We start from the raw sequence: 14,959 nt of genomic DNA on the forward strand, positions 1-14,959 counted from the left end.
GGTTTGGCGCGATCCTAGTGAGCGGCCGGTGTGCCTGCGCCCCAAATGTAGATGGAGACGAACAGGAACAGCCAGACGACGTCAACGAAGTGCCAGTACCATGCGGCGGCTTCGAAACCGAAGTGCTTCTCGACGGTGAACTGACCAGCCAGTGCCCGGAACAGGCAGACGGCCAGGAAGATGGTGCCGACGATAACGTGGAAACCGTGGAAACCGGTCGCCATGAAGAAGGTCGCGCCGTAGATGTTGCCGCCGAAATCGAACGCAGCGTGCATGTATTCGTAGACCTGGCAGACGGTGAAGAGAACACCCAGCAGAACCGTAAGGGTCAGGCCCCACTTCAGGCCATCGCGGTCATTATGCAGCAGCGCATGGTGTGCCCAGGTGACCGTGGTGCCGGAGCACAGCAGGATCAGGGTGTTGAGCAGCGGCAGGTGCCAAGGATCGAATGTTTCGATGCCGGCAGGCGGCCAGTGACCGCCAGTTGCCTCGACACGGGCAAACTGGATGGCTTCGCTGGTGAACAGCGATGCATCGAAGTAGGCCCAGAACCATGCAACGAAGAACATCACTTCAGAAGCGATGAACAGCAGCATGCCGTAGCGAAGATGCAGCGAGACCACCCGGGTGTGGTGACCCTGAGCGGATTCGCGAACGGTGTCGCGCCACCAGCCGAACATCACATAAAGGACGATCAGCAGCCCGATAGCGAACAGGCCCCAGCCGGTGAGATCCAGGCCAAGCAGCACGAACTCCGTGCCCTGTGCATATTTCATGAAGCCGATGGCACCCAGTGCCATGACGAATGCACCGACGGATGCGATGAACGGCCACGGACTCGGATCGACCAAGTGGTAATCGTGGTTTTTGGTATGTGCCTCAGCCATCGGCAAGCTCCCCAAAGACAGTCATTTCAAGCGCGGATGCGCCAATCACTCGAATTTTGTTTCAGCTGCGGCCTTCTCGGCCTTTGCTGCAACAGGACGTTCCGGTTCTTCTACCGGGAAGAAGGTGTAGGACAAAGTGATTTCCTTCACGTGTTTCAGCTCAGGATCCTTGTCCATTTCCGGGTCGACGAAGAAAACGACCGGCATCTGAACAGTCTCGCCGCTTTCCAGCGCCTGCTCGGTAAAGCAGAAGCATTGCAGCTTGTTGAAATAGGCTCCGGCGGTCGGCGGCGACACGTTGAAAGTCGACGTGCCGACGGTCCTGCCGGAACCCGTGTTGGTTGCCACATATTCCAGTTGAGCGGTTTCGCCCATCTGGAGCGTGACCGAACGCTGCACCGGTTTGAATTTCCAGGGCAGCTCGTGATTGACGTTGCCATCGAAGCGCACGGTGATCTTGCGGTCGATGATCACGTCGCTTTCAGCCGTGGCAACCTGCGTGGTGCCACCAAACCCGGTGACACGGCAGAAAAGATTGTAGAGCGGCACGGCGGCATAGGCCGCCCCGACCATGAACATGAACACGCCAGCGCAAACCACCGCGACCTTGCGGTTGCTGCGTGACAGGTTTGAAGTGTCTTGTCCGTTGCTCACACGATCTCCCTCAAAGCGCCCGGTCCAGGATACCGGGGCCCAGTTTGACGATGGTCACGACATAGAACAGCACGACGAGGCCGCCGAGCACGCAGGCGATTGCAATCGACCGCGACCGGCGCTTCTTCTTCTGCTCTTCGGTGAGCGCAATGCCCTGCTCTTCCTTGGCCATCACGTCACACTCCTGCAATCAGGCTCTCGCCCAGAAGCAGGGCAAACAGCATGAACAGGTAAAAGATTGAAAACTTGAACAGACGCCAGCAGGCGGCCTTCGCCGGATCGCCCTCGCGCTTGCGCCAGACGTCAAAGGAAAGGCCGACGAAGATGGCACTCAGAAGAGCGGATGCAATGCCGTAGACGGGGCTTGCAAAGCCAAGCAGGTAAGGCGCGACACCGATGGGTGCGAGAAGGATGGCATAAGCAAGAATATGATGCCGTGTCACGGTCTCGCCGGCGACAACTGGCAGCATCGGGATCTTGGCGGCCTGATAGTCACCATTCTTGACCAGCGCCAGCGCCCAGAAGTGCGGCGGCGTCCACATGAAGATGATCAGGAACAGGACAAAGCTTTCCAGGCTTACGCTTCCGGTAACGGCAGCCCAGCCGATCATCGGAGGAAATGCCCCGGCTGCGCCGCCGATAACGATGTTCTGCGGCGTCGAACGCTTCAGCCACATCGTATAGACGATCACGTAAAAGAAGATGGTGAAGGCCAGGAACGCACCGGCAAACCAGTTGACCAGAAGGCCGAGTAGCACAACCGAACCGATGGACAGCGTCACACCGAAGGCAAGCGCTTCCTCACGCGTGACCTTGCCGGCCGGGATCGGCCGCTTGCGGGTGCGCGTCATGACTTCGTCGATGTCGGCGTCGTACCACATGTTGAGCGCGCCGGAAGCGCCCGCTCCGATGGCAATGCACAGGATCGCGACAACGCCCAGCACTGGATGCACGGAGCCTGGTGCCAGCATCAGGCCGACAAAAGCGGTGAAGATGACCAGAGACATCACACGCGGCTTCAGGAGCGCCACATAGTCGCTCACCGATCCCATGCCACCGTCCCAGACAGCGGTTTCCTGGCTCATCATATCCTGGCGCTCAACGAGCGACATAGGCGCGTCCTTTGAATTCTTGTTTTCTTCCGCGATCCAGGGATCGCGCATCCGGGTGCACATGGCCCGGCAGTTTTCTTGAAAGGGAGCACCGCGCCGGCAACCGGCGCGGTGCTGATCTTGACCGGGAGGCGAACCTCCCTCCGCGAATTACTTGATGCGCGGCAGGGTCTCGAACTGGTGGAACGGCGGAGGAGAAGACAGGGTCCACTCCAGGGTCGTTGCGCCTTCGCCCCACGGGTTGTTGCCGACGACGCGCTTCTTGGAGAACGCTTCGACGATGCCGAAGAGGAACACCAGAACCGCAAAGGCCGAGATGTAGGAGCCGATGGAGGAAACGAAGTTCCAGCCGGCAAACGCATCCGGATAGTCGACATAGCGGCGCGGCATGCCGTTCAGACCCAGGAAGTGCTGCGGGAAGAACACCAGGTTCACGCCCACGAAGGTGATCCAGAAATGGGCCTTGCCGATCGTCTCGTTGTACATGTAGCCGAACATTTTCGGGAACCAGTAGTACCAGGCCGCGAAGATTGCGAACACGGCACCCAGCGACAGCACGTAGTGGAAGTGAGCAACCACGTAGTAGGTGTCGTGGAACGAACGGTCAAGACCGGCGTTGGCGAGCTGCACACCCGTCACACCACCAACGGTGAACAGGAAGATGAAGCCGATTGCCCAGACCATTGGCGTGCGGAACTCGATGGAGCCGCCCCACATGGTGGCGATCCAGGAGAAGATCTTCACGCCAGTGGGAACCGCGATCACCATGGTGGCAGCCACGAAGTAGGCCTGCGTCTCGGAAGACATGCCGACAGTGTACATGTGGTGCGCCCACACGATGAAGCCGACGACGCCGATGGCGACCATGGCGTAGGCCATGCCCAGGTAACCGAAGATCGGCTTGCGCGAGAAAGTGGAAATGATGTGGCTGATGATGCCGAAGCCCGGCAGGATCAGGATGTACACTTCCGGATGACCGAAGAACCAGAACAGGTGCTGGAACAGGATCGGGTCACCGCCACCGGCAGGCGCAAAGAACGTGGTGCCGAAGTTACGGTCGGTCAGCAGCATGGTGATGGCACCAGCCAGAACCGGCAGGGACAGCAGCAGCAGGAACGCAGTGATCAGCACGGACCAGGAAAACAGCGGCATCTTGTGCAGGGTCATGCCTGGCGCGCGCATGTTGAAGATAGTCGTGATGAAGTTGATGGCACCGAGGATCGAGGATGCACCTGCGATGTGCAGGGCCAGGATCGCCAGATCCATTGCCGGTCCGGGCTGACCGGACGTGGACAGCGGCGGATAGATGGTCCAGCCGCCACCGACACCGTTGGAGCCCGGAGGACCTTCAACGAAGAGCGAGAGAAGCAACAGCAGGAAGGCCGGCGGAAGCAGCCAGAATGAAATATTGTTCATCCGCGGGAACGCCATGTCCGGCGCACCGATCATGATCGGTACGAAGTAGTTGGCGTAGCCGCCGATCATGGCCGGCATCACCATGAAGAAGATCATGATCAGGCCGTGAGCGGTGGTGAACACGTTGAACAGGTGCGGATCACCGAAGATCTGCATCCCCGGTTCCTGAAGTTCCATCCGCATGCCGACGCTGAGCGCGCCGCCAACGATACCTGCCATGATAGCGAACATCAGGTACATGATACCGATGTCCTTGTGGTTGGTCGAATAGACCCAGCGGCGCCATCCGGTCGGATGGCCATGTGCCGCATGTGCTTCGGTCGCAGCCATTTTGGGCTCCCTCTTTCAGACTTTCTCAGCGGCGCTGCATGACATCGCGCGCATCGCCAAACAGGATCGCCGCCGCATTATTTCGCGGCGACAGAGATCTCTTCAAGCTTGCCTGCGGCAGCCAGCTTCTTGGTATCGGCGATCGAAGCCAGGAGCTGCTGGTTTGCAGTGTCCAGATCGTCCTGAGCGGCAGTCGACCAGGTCTGGAACTGATCCTTGGAAACCACACGGATAGCGATCGGCATGAAAGCGTGATCCTTGCCGCACAGTTCGGAACACTGACCGTAGTAGACGCCTTCCTCGCGAGCGTGGAACCAGGTCTCGTTCAGGCGGCCCGGAATGGCATCGACCTTGACGCCGAAGGACGGCATCGCGAAGGAGTGAATCACGTCTTCGGAAGTCACCTGGACGCGAACCGTCGTGTCGACCGGAATGACGAGGTCGTAGTCAACGGACAGAAGGCGCGGAACTTCGTTCAGCGTCACGCCGCGAGCGTCTGCAACAGCCTGGCGCTCGTCGTCCTTGACCATGATGGAGTCGAAGGAGAGCTCACCCATGTTCTCATCGGTGTACTCATAGCCCCAGTACCACTGGTACCCGGTCGCCTTGACGGTCATCTCGTATTCGGGAATGTCCAGCTGCTTGTAGAGCAGGCGGAAAGACGGGATCGCGATCACGACCAGAATCAGGATCGGAGCAACCGTCCAGACCACTTCGATCATGGTGTTGTGCGAGGTTCTGGACGGAACCGGGTTCGACTTCGCGCTGAAGCGGGTCATGCAGACGATCAGCAGCGCCAGCACGAACAGGGTGATCACGGTAATGATCACCAGGGTGAACCCGTTGAACCAGGTAATGTCGTCCATCACATCGGTGACAGAGGCCTGAAAGCCCAACTGCCATTCCTTGATGCCGGATTCCGCTGCCAGGGCCGCTGTCGACACTCCAGCAAAAGTTGCCGCCGCACCGGCCATAGTCATGAGACGCTTGAAGACTGCCTTCACGTCCGCGCTCCCTTCCCTCATCCGCCTGAAATGGCGGAAAATGCTAAATTTCCGGACTCAGATCCGGTCCAATCCGGTGCGGCAGTAGCGGGCTTGGCGGCGCTGCGCAAGCCAAATCTGCTGCGTCCTGGAGTTGGACAAGGTCATGAGTTTGACCGGACTATAACCACAAACTCATATAAAGGGCGATGGCTACCATCGGGCATAGCGGCGATGTGCCGCATCATTCCACCGACACCTTTGAGCCGCACAAAAACCACAAGAAACGCCGGGCTGCAACGGAATTTCCAACTTTTCACAGCCACCCGAAGCTCTCTGCCATTTGACACGGGTCAAGGACATGCGAATTTTCGACAAGAATTGCGGCTAATCCTTCGGTTCCTGAACCGCCGGACTGGAAACGTGCGCCGTCATGCGGCAATGTCTGGCCTAGAATTACACCTTGATTCGCCAAGCAGGCCGCATCTTTTTATGCCGGGCCGACCAAAAGCGAACCGGACAACGATTGACTGGAGGATTTCTTGTCAACCCAATTGCCGCAGTCACTGGCTGCCCGCCCTAACGGACGTTCCAGACTGTCTTTTTCCAAACTCGCGGCCGTTGCCGGGATCGTCTTCAGTTCGTTGACTTACGGAAATCTGCCCGCCGCGGCACAAGGCGAGGTCCGCTCGACTCACGGCGACTGGCAAATGCGCTGCGACACGCCTCCCGGCTCCACCGGTGACCAGTGCGCTCTGATCCAGAACGTCACTGCGGCCGACCGGGAAAACGTCGGGCTTTCCGTGATCATTCTGAAAACCGCCGACAAGCAGGCCCGCATTCTCAGGGTTCTCGCACCGCTCGGCGTGTTGCTGCCGTCTGGTCTTGGCCTCAGGGTCGACAACGCCGATATCGGCCGGGCCGGTTTCGTCCGCTGTCTTCCGAACGGCTGCATTGCCGAGGTCATTCTCGAAGAAGATCTGCTGAGCAAATTGCAGGCCGGCTCTCAGGCGACCTTCATCATCTTCCAGACCCCGGAAGAAGGGATCGGCATCCCGATTTCTCTGAACGGGTTCTCTGCAGGCTTCGACGCCCTGCCCTGACGCGGAAACGCAAGCAACCAAACGAAAGGCGCCCATTCGGCGCCTTTTTTGTTTCCGAAATCCTGGTGATGAGCCTTGCCGCCTATTCCGCGGCTGGTGCGTCAGGAGCGTTCGCCTCCATCGACCGGCGCGGTGTCACCTTGTGCAGCTTGTCGGCGCCGGCAAACATGCCCTCACGCAGTTGCTGGGCAAGCCGCTCCTCGTCCCGGTCGCGGACGTCTTCCTCGATCTGGTCGATCCGGTCGAGGGGAGTTCCCAGTGCCTCGAGTGCCGCCCGGCCGAAGACGACGCTTGATTCGAAGGTTTCACGAATCTGGAAATCGACGCCCCGTTTGGTGAGGTCCAGCATATGCGCGCGGTCCGTCGCCCGGCAGAAGATCAGCGCTTCGGGGAAGCCTTCTCGAACGAGGTCGATGGCCTTGCCCATCACCTTGTCGTTCTCGATACACATGGCAACCAATGTTGCCTTGCCCGCCCCAGCCGCCGCCAAAACGTCTGCCCGCGTCGCATCGCCGTAATAGACCTTGTAGCCCTGCTTGCGGGCGTAGGCGATACGGTCCGGCCGGTTGTCGATGGCGGTGATCTCAAGACCTTCGGATGTCAGGAACTGGGCCACCACCATGCCGAAGCGGCCGAAGCCGATCACCAGCACGGTCGGAGTTGCCTCCTCGAATGTTTCGATCGACGGGTTTTCAACACCCCGTGCCTTGACCCTGGCCGCCAGCCGGTCCAGCCCGAGGCAGGCAACCGGCGTCAGCAACATGGTCAAGACCACAATCGCGTTCAGCTGGTTGACGGCCTGATAGCTCAACAGGCGTTCGCCGACAGCGGCGGTGAACAGGACAAAGGCGAATTCACCACCTTGAGGCAGCGTGACGGCAATGCGCAATGCATCGGAATTCGGCGAGCCGGTGCCCCGTGACAGAGCCCAAAGGAATATGCCCTTCACGCCCATCACACAGATGACGCCGATTGCGAGGATTTCCCAGTGGGTCATCACCAGGTAGACATCCAGCGACATGCCGACGGCGACAAAGAACAGGCCCATGAGCAAAGACCGGAAGGGCTCGATGTCGGCTTCAAGCGTATGGCGGAAACTCGATTCGGCCAGCAGAACACCTGCCAGGAACGCCCCGAGCGCCATCGACAGGCCGACCGCATGCATGATGCCGGCACTGCCAAGAGCGACGAGGAGAGCGGCTGTCAGCATGACCTCGCGCGCGCGGCTTGCCGCCAGCAGCAGGAAAATCGGCGACACCAGATATCGGCCAGTCAGGATAACGGCAGCCACCGCCGCCAGAACGATCAGGATCTCGCTCGCGATCTGGGTATAGGTGGACGGGCCTTCCCCCGGCGCCAGAATGGCCACCATCGCAAGCAGTGGCACGATGGCGATATCCTGAAGCAACAGGATGCCGAACGCCCGCTGGCCGTAGGCTGAGGAAAGTTGTCCGCGTTCCTGCAGGATCTGCAGTGCGAACGCGGTGGAAGAAAGCGCCAGGCCGAAGCCAGCAACCAGAGAGGTGGTGAAGGAATAACCGAACAGCCGCCCTATGGCGTAGAAGGTCACACCGGTCAGAAGCACCTGGGCCGTTCCAAGGCCGAAGATGTCACGCTTCATCCGCCAGAGTTTTCGAGGATCCAGCTCCAGACCGATGACAAACAGCAGCAGGACGACGCCAAGTTCGGCGACATGAAGCACGTCCTCGCCCGAGCCGAGAAGCTTTAGGCCGTGCGGGCCTATAACGGCTCCGGCAGCGAGATATCCGACCACCGATCCAAGCCCCAGCCTTTTGGCGATCGGTACGGCGACGACCGTCGCGGCCAGAAACACGATCGATTCGGCAAAAAACGGAGGGGCTCCTTCTGCTGCCATTCCTTCTCCTTAACCGCATGGTCCCGACACGTCGCCTTCTTGTTTCAGGCGACTTCGGCTCACTTCAACGATATCAGAGAATACGCCCTATCCTTTAATCAAATCCAGCGACTGCAGCAAAAAAGTGCTTTATTTTCAATCAAAGGACAGCCCCACGCGCCGAGAACCGCACAAGCTGATTGCACGTTGGATATTTGCTGCGTAGCGTTGCAGATGTCCGGTGAAAAAGTCTGGCAGGCAACGTCCAGTCCAAAGGCTGGCTATCTATCCCTGTACTCCAAGACGGAGCTCTTGCACCGCATGTCCGATCTGTTTGCCTCAATCGATGCCGCACGCCTTGCCTGCGGGTTTCTGCCGCTGTCTCAGATGATGGAAATCCTGGACGGCAATCATGTTCTGGATCCCTTTTCCACGCTGGTTTCCGAAGGCGTATCGGCTGGCAGGAACAACATCTTTTATCCGGGCGTCACGCTGAAGGCCTCATCCGGAGCGGAGATCCGGCTAGGCGACGACAACATTGTGCACTCCGGCAGCCATTTCGAAGCGTCGAACGGCAATATTCTGATCGGTAGCAAGAACCAGTTCGGCGAAGGCGGATTTACCGCCAAGGCCAACAGACCCGGCGCGGAAATCCGGATCGGCAGCCATGGCAGGTTCCTCAACAACCCGGCCCTGTTCGGCATATGCATGCTGGGAGACGGCAGTCAGATCCTCGGCAATATCACGGTCGACAGCTGCATACTGTCGGACGGAGGTTCCTTTCAGGAAGATGATCCGGACCTGAGAGGCGGTCTGCTGAAAGGAAGCGGCGTTGCCAGGAACCTGAGCGTGGCACGCGGCATGGTGATAGCCGGAAACGGGACTTTCAGTTCGGAAGACCTGCTGCCTCAAAGGCACTTTCACCCAAAGCACTGACTGAAACACCCTGATCGCGCAAACCTGCGTTCCGGATCAGATTAGCCGGCAAGTCCTCAGGAACGTTTCAAGGCCATCCGCAGTCACGTAGTGATGGCCCTTAAGCCCGACGCTCTGCGCTCCTTCTATGTTTTCCGCGCGGTCATCGACAAACGCACTTTCCTCGGGACCGTAGCCGTAGCGACCGCAGATGCGCTCAAAGACCAGCGGATCAGGCTTGCGGGCTCCAAACTCAGCCGAGACATGGGCTTTCTCACCGAAAATTTCGACCGTTTCCGGCGCGCAGACGGGCAAGGCATCCTTCAAGAGCATGCCGTTGTTGGTCAACAGCGCAATGTCTGCGGTCGCCTTCAGGCGGCGGACAAGCGACAAGACATCCCGGCGCGGGCGCATCATCTGCCGGCGCACATCCGCCCAGGTTTCGAAGTCGATCGGAAACTCGAGCAGTCTTGCAAATTGCTCCAGATAGGCTTCGGCCGTTGCAGGATCTCCCGCCTCGGCTGCATTCTCGTGAGGACCGCCCCAGACCGAGCGATCAATATCGGCCGCAGGCCTTCCTGTCAGCTCTTCAAGCAGCTTCAAGCGGATCTGGTGGTCATAGTCGTAGAGCACCAGATCCATATCGAAGATGACGAATTTTATGTCCGGCATAGGTCCTTCCAGGCGGCTTTGTCAGACCGCCGTCCCGCCTATGGTCATGGCATTGATGCGCATGGACGGTTGGCCGACGCCAACCGGCACGCCCTGCCCCTGCTTGCCGCAGGTTCCCATGCCGGGATCGAGCTTCATGTCGTTCCCGATCATGGAAACGCGGGTCAGCGCGTCCGGTCCGTTACCGATCAGCATTGCGCCTTTCAGCGGCGCGCCAACCTTGCCGTTCTCCACGCGGTAGGCTTCGGTGCAGGAGAACACGAATTTGCCGGAGGTGATGTCGACCTGGCCACCGCCGAAAGACACGGCGTAAATGCCGTCCTTGACCGATGCCAGGATCTCGTCCGGATCCTTGTCACCGGCCATCATTACCGTGTTGGTCATGCGCGGCATCGGGATGTGGGCGTAGGACTGCCGGCGACCATTACCGGTCGGCTCCATGCCCATCAGGCGTGCATTCTGGCGGTCCTGCATATAGCCCTTCAGGATACCGTCCTCAATCAGTACCGTTCGGCTGGAAGGCGTGCCTTCGTCGTCCACAGTCAGCGAGCCCCGACGATCGGCAATCGTTCCGTCGTCAACGATGGTCACGCCAGGCGAAGCGACGCGCTGGCCCATGAGACCGGCGAATGCGGACGTTTTCTTGCGGTTGAAGTCGCCTTCCAGTCCGTGGCCGACGGCTTCATGCAGAAGAATGCCCGGCCAGCCCGGCCCCAGCACGACATCGAAGGTGCCGGCAGGTGCCGGAACCGCTTCCAGATTGACCAGAGCCTGACGCAGCGCCTCGTCGACACCGCCCTGCCAGTTTTCTGTGGTGATGAATCGCTCGAAGCCTTCCCGGCCACCGCAACCGAAAGAGCCGCTTTCCTGGCGTTCGTCATTGCCGGCGACGACGGAAATGCTGAGCCGCACCATCGGACGCACATCGCGCACCAGATGACCGTCCGCACGCAGGATCTCGACCACCTGCCAGGACCCCGCCAGAGACGCGGACACCTGCCGCACGCGTGGATCCTTTGCCCGCGCGTAGGCATCGATTTCCTGCAGCAGCTTGACCTTGTCCTCGAAGCTCGGCCCGCCAAGCGGATTTGCATCGGTGTAAAGCGTCTGGTTGGTGCGCGCAGGTGCTGCCGCGTAGCTACCCGAATACCCCTTCTTGACGGCGCTGACCGCATCGGCCGCCCGTTTCAATGCACCTTCGGAGATATCTCCGGCATGAGCGTAACCGGCAGCTTCACCGGCAACGGCTCTCAGGCCGAAACCTTGTGCGGTGTCGTAGTTGGCCCCTTTCAGGCGCCCGTTGTCGAAGACAAGGCCTTCGCTTTGCCGGTACTCGACAAAAAGTTCGCCATCATCCGCTCCATCAAGTGCGTCCTGAGTGATCCGCCTTGCCGTTTCGAGGCCCAGGCCTGAAGATTCGATAAGATCGGTGGTGGAAAGGGTCATCTGTCTGTCCTGATTTCGCCCGGAGTGTCTGCCGATGCAGGTTGCATTGCCAGACCGGGCAATTTGGTTGTTTCTCTCAACATAGGCGTTTTGGCGCGCAAATCATCCCATAAGCGGAGAATTCCACTTGCCAGTCATACAGTACCGCGCGCCGGAATGCAGTCGGGGCCGGGTTACCCTGCGCGGTTTTGAAGCCGATTGTCCCGCAACGGGGAAAAGGCCCGCTGGCAAAGCTTTGACTTGCCCTCTCCTGCCAGTCTGCCATAAATGCTATCAAGACTTCCCGATAGACCGACAGCCAAACTGCAGATCATGAACCGCTACGAAAATCCGCGCATCCCCAATGAAGCCCGCGTTCGCTACCTGGATGGCGACTATCAGGTGGAAACACCGGGGACATTCGTGCGCTGTGCGGTGACCGGAACGGCGATCCCGCTGGACGAGCTGAAATACTGGTCTGTCGAACGGCAGGAAGCCTATGTCGATGCCAATGCGTCCATGAAGCGGTATCTGGAAACGCGCTGAGCCGCGTCAGGCGAAGTCAAGCAGCCTCATTTTCCGAACTGACGCCGACGTAGCCGCTCCTTGATGAGTGACGCCAGCCTGTCTTCGTCGTCGATCTCCATTCGCACTTCCAGAACGGCCGCACTGGATGCGATCCAGTGGAACAGCTCTCCCGTCGACGTTTCCAGCCTGGCCATGTCCTTGGACGTCGTCACCAGCTTGAACCCGGCTTCCTCGGCTTCGGTCAGCAGCGCACGCACGTCGGCTTGCGTGTATTGATGGTGATCGGGGAATTCCCGCGTTTTCTTCACGTCGTAGCCAAGCGATTTCAGCGTATCGAAGAATTTCTGCGGTCTGCCGATGCCCGCAAATGCAAAGAGCCTGCTTCCCGCCAGTTCATCGTTCGGCTGTGGCCGCACATGCGCGTGAAGGATCGGCAGCCCCTTGCGTCCAGCCAGATGCACAGCTTCCTCTGCCGCATCCCCCTCGCCTACCAGGACCAGGCAATCGGCCTTCACGATCTGCTTGGCCGCAGGTGCCCGCAAGGGCCCGGCAGGCAGACACTTGCCATTGCCGAACCCCACGCTGCAATCGACCAGCACCAGGCTGAGATCCTTGGCCAGCGCCGGGTTCTGAAATCCGTCATCCATCAAAAGGACATCAATGGGTTGCTGTTCGGCAAGCCGTGCCCCCGACGGCCTGTCGGCCGCAATCACGGTTGGACCGTACCGGGCCAGCAACAAGGCCTCGTCACCGACAACATCGGCGTCGTGCATGCTGGCCTCGACGAGGAGCGGCCCTTTGGCCTTGCCGCCGTAACCGCGCAGCAGGAAACCGGGCCGCAAGCCTTCTTCCTGCAATCTGTAGGACAGTTCGATGGCGAAGGGGGTCTTTCCGGTTCCGCCAACGACGAAATTGCCGACGCAGATTACAGGCAACCGGCTTTTCGCTTTCGGCTTCTTCAACATGCGGCGGCCAGAGACCAGTCCGTAAATCCAGCCTGCCGGCGACAGCAGCCAACTTGCCAGTGTCTGTCCCGGCTTCCACCAGAAGTCGGGCGCCGACTTCATGCGCGGCCCCGCGGCAGCGGATCGTCAGTCGCCGGACCTGCTTTTCCCAATATGGGTTGCAACACTTTCAGGGTTTCGGCCAAGGCACCGCGCCCGGCCTCGACCAGGGCTCTTGCTCTTTCCGCCTGCGCCCGGGCAGCGTCAGCATCGCGCAAAAGACTGCCGACACAATCTGCCAGGTTCTCCGGCAACTCCGCTTTCAGTGAAGCCCGCCGGCTCCAGAAGTCCTTGTAGACGGCTCGGGCGTTCGCAACACGCGGGCCAGTGACCAGCGCGGAGCCCGACAATGCAGCTTCCACCGGGTTATGACCGCCCGCATCGTTGAATGAACCACCCAAAAACGTCACCGGTGCCAATTTGTAAAAAAGTCCCATCTCGCCCAGTGTATCACCGAGATAGACATCTGTGTCCGTTTCAATTGCCTGATCCAGACTTCGACGCGCCGCACGCAGGCCACGGCTATCGATCATGGCCGCAATATCATCTGTCCGGACGGGATGTCGCGGCACCAGGACCAGCAGGAGACCGGGAAATTCCTCGGTGAGACGGCCAAAGGCCTCGAGCACGATCTCGTCCTCGCCCGGATGCGTCAGGGCGGCCAGCCAGACCGGACGCGCTCCTGTCTGCACCAACAGGGCGGTTGCCTGGCCTTCGTCCACGGCCGGGTCCGGTGCATCGAATTTCAGATTGCCGGGCGTTGAAACATTGCGGCAGCCCAACAGGCGGAACCGCTCGCCATCGGCGGCGCTTTGCGCCAGAACCATATCCAGACACCGAAACAGATATCCGGAAATACGCGGAAAGCGCGCCCAGCTTCGATACGACCGGTCCGACAGGCGGCCGTTGAGAAGTACGAAGGGCGTTTGCCGTGAACGCATTTCATCAAAAAGGCACGGCCAGATTTCGGACTCGACCACCATCGCCAGGTCCGGGGACCAGTGGTCGAGAAATCGGCAGATCGGTCCGGGCGCATCGAATGGCATGAACTGGTGGATCGCCCCTTCCGGCAAGCGGCCCTGTGCCAGCTGTGCCGCCGTCACGGTGACAGTGGTCAGGAGCACCTTGTTGCCGGACCCCGTCAGTTCATCAACCAGCGGCAGCACGGATACGGTTTCACCGACACTGGCCGCATGGATCCAGACAAGCTTGCCTGCAGGCCGGCTTGTCGCACTCCGTCCGAAACGCTCCCCCTTGCGGGCCGGCAATTCCTTGCCGGAGCGGCTGCGCAGCCAGAAAAGCAGATTGAACAGAGGCGTCAGAGCCCGTGCAAGGCCCCTGTAGAGACTGAAGACAAGGGGTCGCCGGTCAGCCATCCGCCCTTCCGACCAGCTCGTAAGCACGTTTCGTTGCGGCGTTGAGCCCCTCTTCCACCTTGAGGCGGTATTCCTCAAGCGTGTCGTCGTCCGCATCGGCGGGAACCCAGATGAGATCACTCACCGCGATGCTGCCCCGGCCGAACGGCAGGTTGACGCTGGCCTTGTCCCAACTGTTCAGCTCGATGCTGCGGCTGGTTGCCACCGCCACAGGCAGGACGGGACGGCCCGAATGCTTGGCAAGCTGAACGATGCCAACGCCGGACTTGCGGGCCGGACCTTTGGGCACATCCGCCGTCATGGCGATGGAATAGCCTTCCTTGAGCGCACGAAGCGCCTCGATGAAACCACGCATGCCGCCGCGCTTTTTTATCTGGCGTGCGTTCTTGCCGCCGGAGGCACGGATCAGGCCGAGGCCGAGCTTGCGGGCCGCGATCGCGTTGACCTCGCCATCGGCAGACCGGGAAATCATCACCTTGGCGGGCCAGTGAGCCGGCTTGGCGAAGGGCACCATGAAGTGCTGGCCGTGCCACATGGCCACGATAACCGGGAGATCCTGTTCGGAACGTTCGTGCACGCCCTCCGGATCGATCACGAACCGGTTGGTACGGTAGACCAGTTTCAGGTAAACGGCCATCAAAGTGCCGATGCTGGCCAGAACCCAGGGCTGACGGCCGAGGCGTTTTATCATTTGGTGTT

Annotated in this window: 15 protein-coding genes; 3 read left to right on the forward strand and 12 right to left on the reverse strand. The window is 60.0% G+C overall.

Annotated features, from left to right (window positions below; genetic code table 11):
• Nucleotides 1–14 precede the first annotated feature (14 nt).
• The 6 genes from HCG46_RS10955 to coxB form a co-directional block, all read right to left on the reverse strand.
• A complete protein-coding gene (locus HCG46_RS10955) occupies nucleotides 15–887 on the reverse strand; it encodes a cytochrome c oxidase subunit 3 (RefSeq protein ID WP_023002019.1) in 873 nt (290 codons plus the stop codon).
• Between the two features lie 45 nt (nucleotides 888–932).
• A complete protein-coding gene (locus tag HCG46_RS10960) occupies nucleotides 933–1,541 on the reverse strand; it encodes a cytochrome c oxidase assembly protein (RefSeq protein ID WP_023002020.1) in 609 nt (202 codons plus the stop codon).
• A gap of 10 nt (nucleotides 1,542–1,551) precedes the next feature.
• A complete protein-coding gene (locus HCG46_RS10965) occupies nucleotides 1,552–1,713 on the reverse strand; it encodes a hypothetical protein (RefSeq protein WP_023002021.1) in 162 nt (53 codons plus the stop codon).
• Nucleotides 1,714–1,717: 4 nt separating this feature from the next.
• Complete coding sequence (locus HCG46_RS10970) at nucleotides 1,718–2,653, reverse strand: heme o synthase (RefSeq protein ID WP_031269734.1); 936 nt, start codon at nucleotides 2,651–2,653, stop codon at nucleotides 1,718–1,720.
• A 150-nt stretch (nucleotides 2,654–2,803) separates the two neighbouring features.
• Nucleotides 2,804–4,399: a cytochrome c oxidase subunit I gene (ctaD, locus tag HCG46_RS10975; protein ID WP_168686201.1), complete on the reverse strand. Its 1,596-nt coding sequence runs from the start codon at nucleotides 4,397–4,399 to the stop codon at nucleotides 2,804–2,806.
• A 77-nt stretch (nucleotides 4,400–4,476) separates the two neighbouring features.
• Complete coding sequence (coxB, locus tag HCG46_RS10980) at nucleotides 4,477–5,379, reverse strand: cytochrome c oxidase subunit II (RefSeq protein ID WP_031285188.1); 903 nt, start codon at nucleotides 5,377–5,379, stop codon at nucleotides 4,477–4,479.
• Between the two features lie 632 nt (nucleotides 5,380–6,011).
• On the opposite strand from coxB, the gene HCG46_RS10985 reads away from it, so the two are divergent.
• Nucleotides 6,012–6,485, forward strand: coding sequence for an invasion associated locus B family protein (locus tag HCG46_RS10985; protein ID WP_051990219.1), 474 nt, complete (start codon nucleotides 6,012–6,014; stop codon nucleotides 6,483–6,485).
• A gap of 82 nt (nucleotides 6,486–6,567) precedes the next feature.
• Here the strand turns inward: HCG46_RS10985 and HCG46_RS10990 are convergent, their stop codons facing one another.
• Nucleotides 6,568–8,361, reverse strand: coding sequence for a monovalent cation:proton antiporter-2 (CPA2) family protein (locus HCG46_RS10990; RefSeq protein WP_023002027.1), 1,794 nt, complete (start codon nucleotides 8,359–8,361; stop codon nucleotides 6,568–6,570).
• 300 nt (nucleotides 8,362–8,661) lie between these two features.
• Between HCG46_RS10990 and HCG46_RS10995 the strand changes: the two genes are divergently transcribed.
• Nucleotides 8,662–9,276: an AraC family transcriptional regulator gene (locus HCG46_RS10995; protein ID WP_168686203.1), complete on the forward strand. Its 615-nt coding sequence runs from the start codon at nucleotides 8,662–8,664 to the stop codon at nucleotides 9,274–9,276.
• 36 nt (nucleotides 9,277–9,312) lie between these two features.
• Here the strand turns inward: HCG46_RS10995 and HCG46_RS11000 are convergent, their stop codons facing one another.
• Together HCG46_RS11000 and tldD are read right to left on the reverse strand one after the other, a co-directional pair.
• A complete protein-coding gene (locus HCG46_RS11000; protein WP_168686205.1) occupies nucleotides 9,313–9,927 on the reverse strand; it encodes an HAD family phosphatase in 615 nt (204 codons plus the stop codon).
• A gap of 21 nt (nucleotides 9,928–9,948) precedes the next feature.
• On the reverse strand, nucleotides 9,949–11,373 hold the full coding sequence (tldD, locus tag HCG46_RS11005) for a metalloprotease TldD (protein ID WP_023002030.1): 1,425 nt from the start codon (nucleotides 11,371–11,373) through the stop codon (nucleotides 9,949–9,951).
• A gap of 312 nt (nucleotides 11,374–11,685) precedes the next feature.
• On the opposite strand from tldD, the gene HCG46_RS11010 reads away from it, so the two are divergent.
• The gene (locus HCG46_RS11010) at nucleotides 11,686–11,898 is read left to right on the forward strand and encodes a DUF2093 domain-containing protein (RefSeq protein WP_023002031.1); all 213 of its coding nucleotides are present in this window, start codon (nucleotides 11,686–11,688) and stop codon (nucleotides 11,896–11,898) included.
• A gap of 26 nt (nucleotides 11,899–11,924) precedes the next feature.
• Here HCG46_RS11010 and lpxK read toward each other — a convergent pair whose 3' ends face one another.
• Genes lpxK through HCG46_RS11025 form a run of 3 tightly spaced genes read right to left on the reverse strand, consistent with a single transcriptional unit; the run spans nucleotide 11,925 to nucleotide 14,951 of the window.
• Nucleotides 11,925–12,947 (reverse strand): tetraacyldisaccharide 4'-kinase, encoded by a 1,023-nt coding sequence (gene lpxK / locus HCG46_RS11015; protein WP_168686207.1) that lies wholly within the window; start codon nucleotides 12,945–12,947, stop codon nucleotides 11,925–11,927.
• Nucleotides 12,944–14,260, reverse strand: a complete 1,317-nt coding sequence (locus tag HCG46_RS11020) for a 3-deoxy-D-manno-octulosonic acid transferase (protein WP_168686209.1) — start codon at nucleotides 14,258–14,260, stop codon at nucleotides 12,944–12,946. The genes lpxK and HCG46_RS11020 overlap by 4 nt, the downstream gene beginning before the upstream one ends.
• Nucleotides 14,253–14,951 (reverse strand): lysophospholipid acyltransferase family protein, encoded by a 699-nt coding sequence (locus HCG46_RS11025; RefSeq protein WP_055657809.1) that lies wholly within the window; start codon nucleotides 14,949–14,951, stop codon nucleotides 14,253–14,255. Before HCG46_RS11025 ends, HCG46_RS11020 begins: the two co-directional genes overlap by 8 nt.
• Between the last annotated feature and the right edge of the window lie 8 nt (nucleotides 14,952–14,959).

This window comes from Labrenzia sp. PO1 (assembly GCF_012273635.1).
GTDB lineage: Bacteria > Pseudomonadota > Alphaproteobacteria > Rhizobiales > Stappiaceae > Roseibium > Roseibium algicola.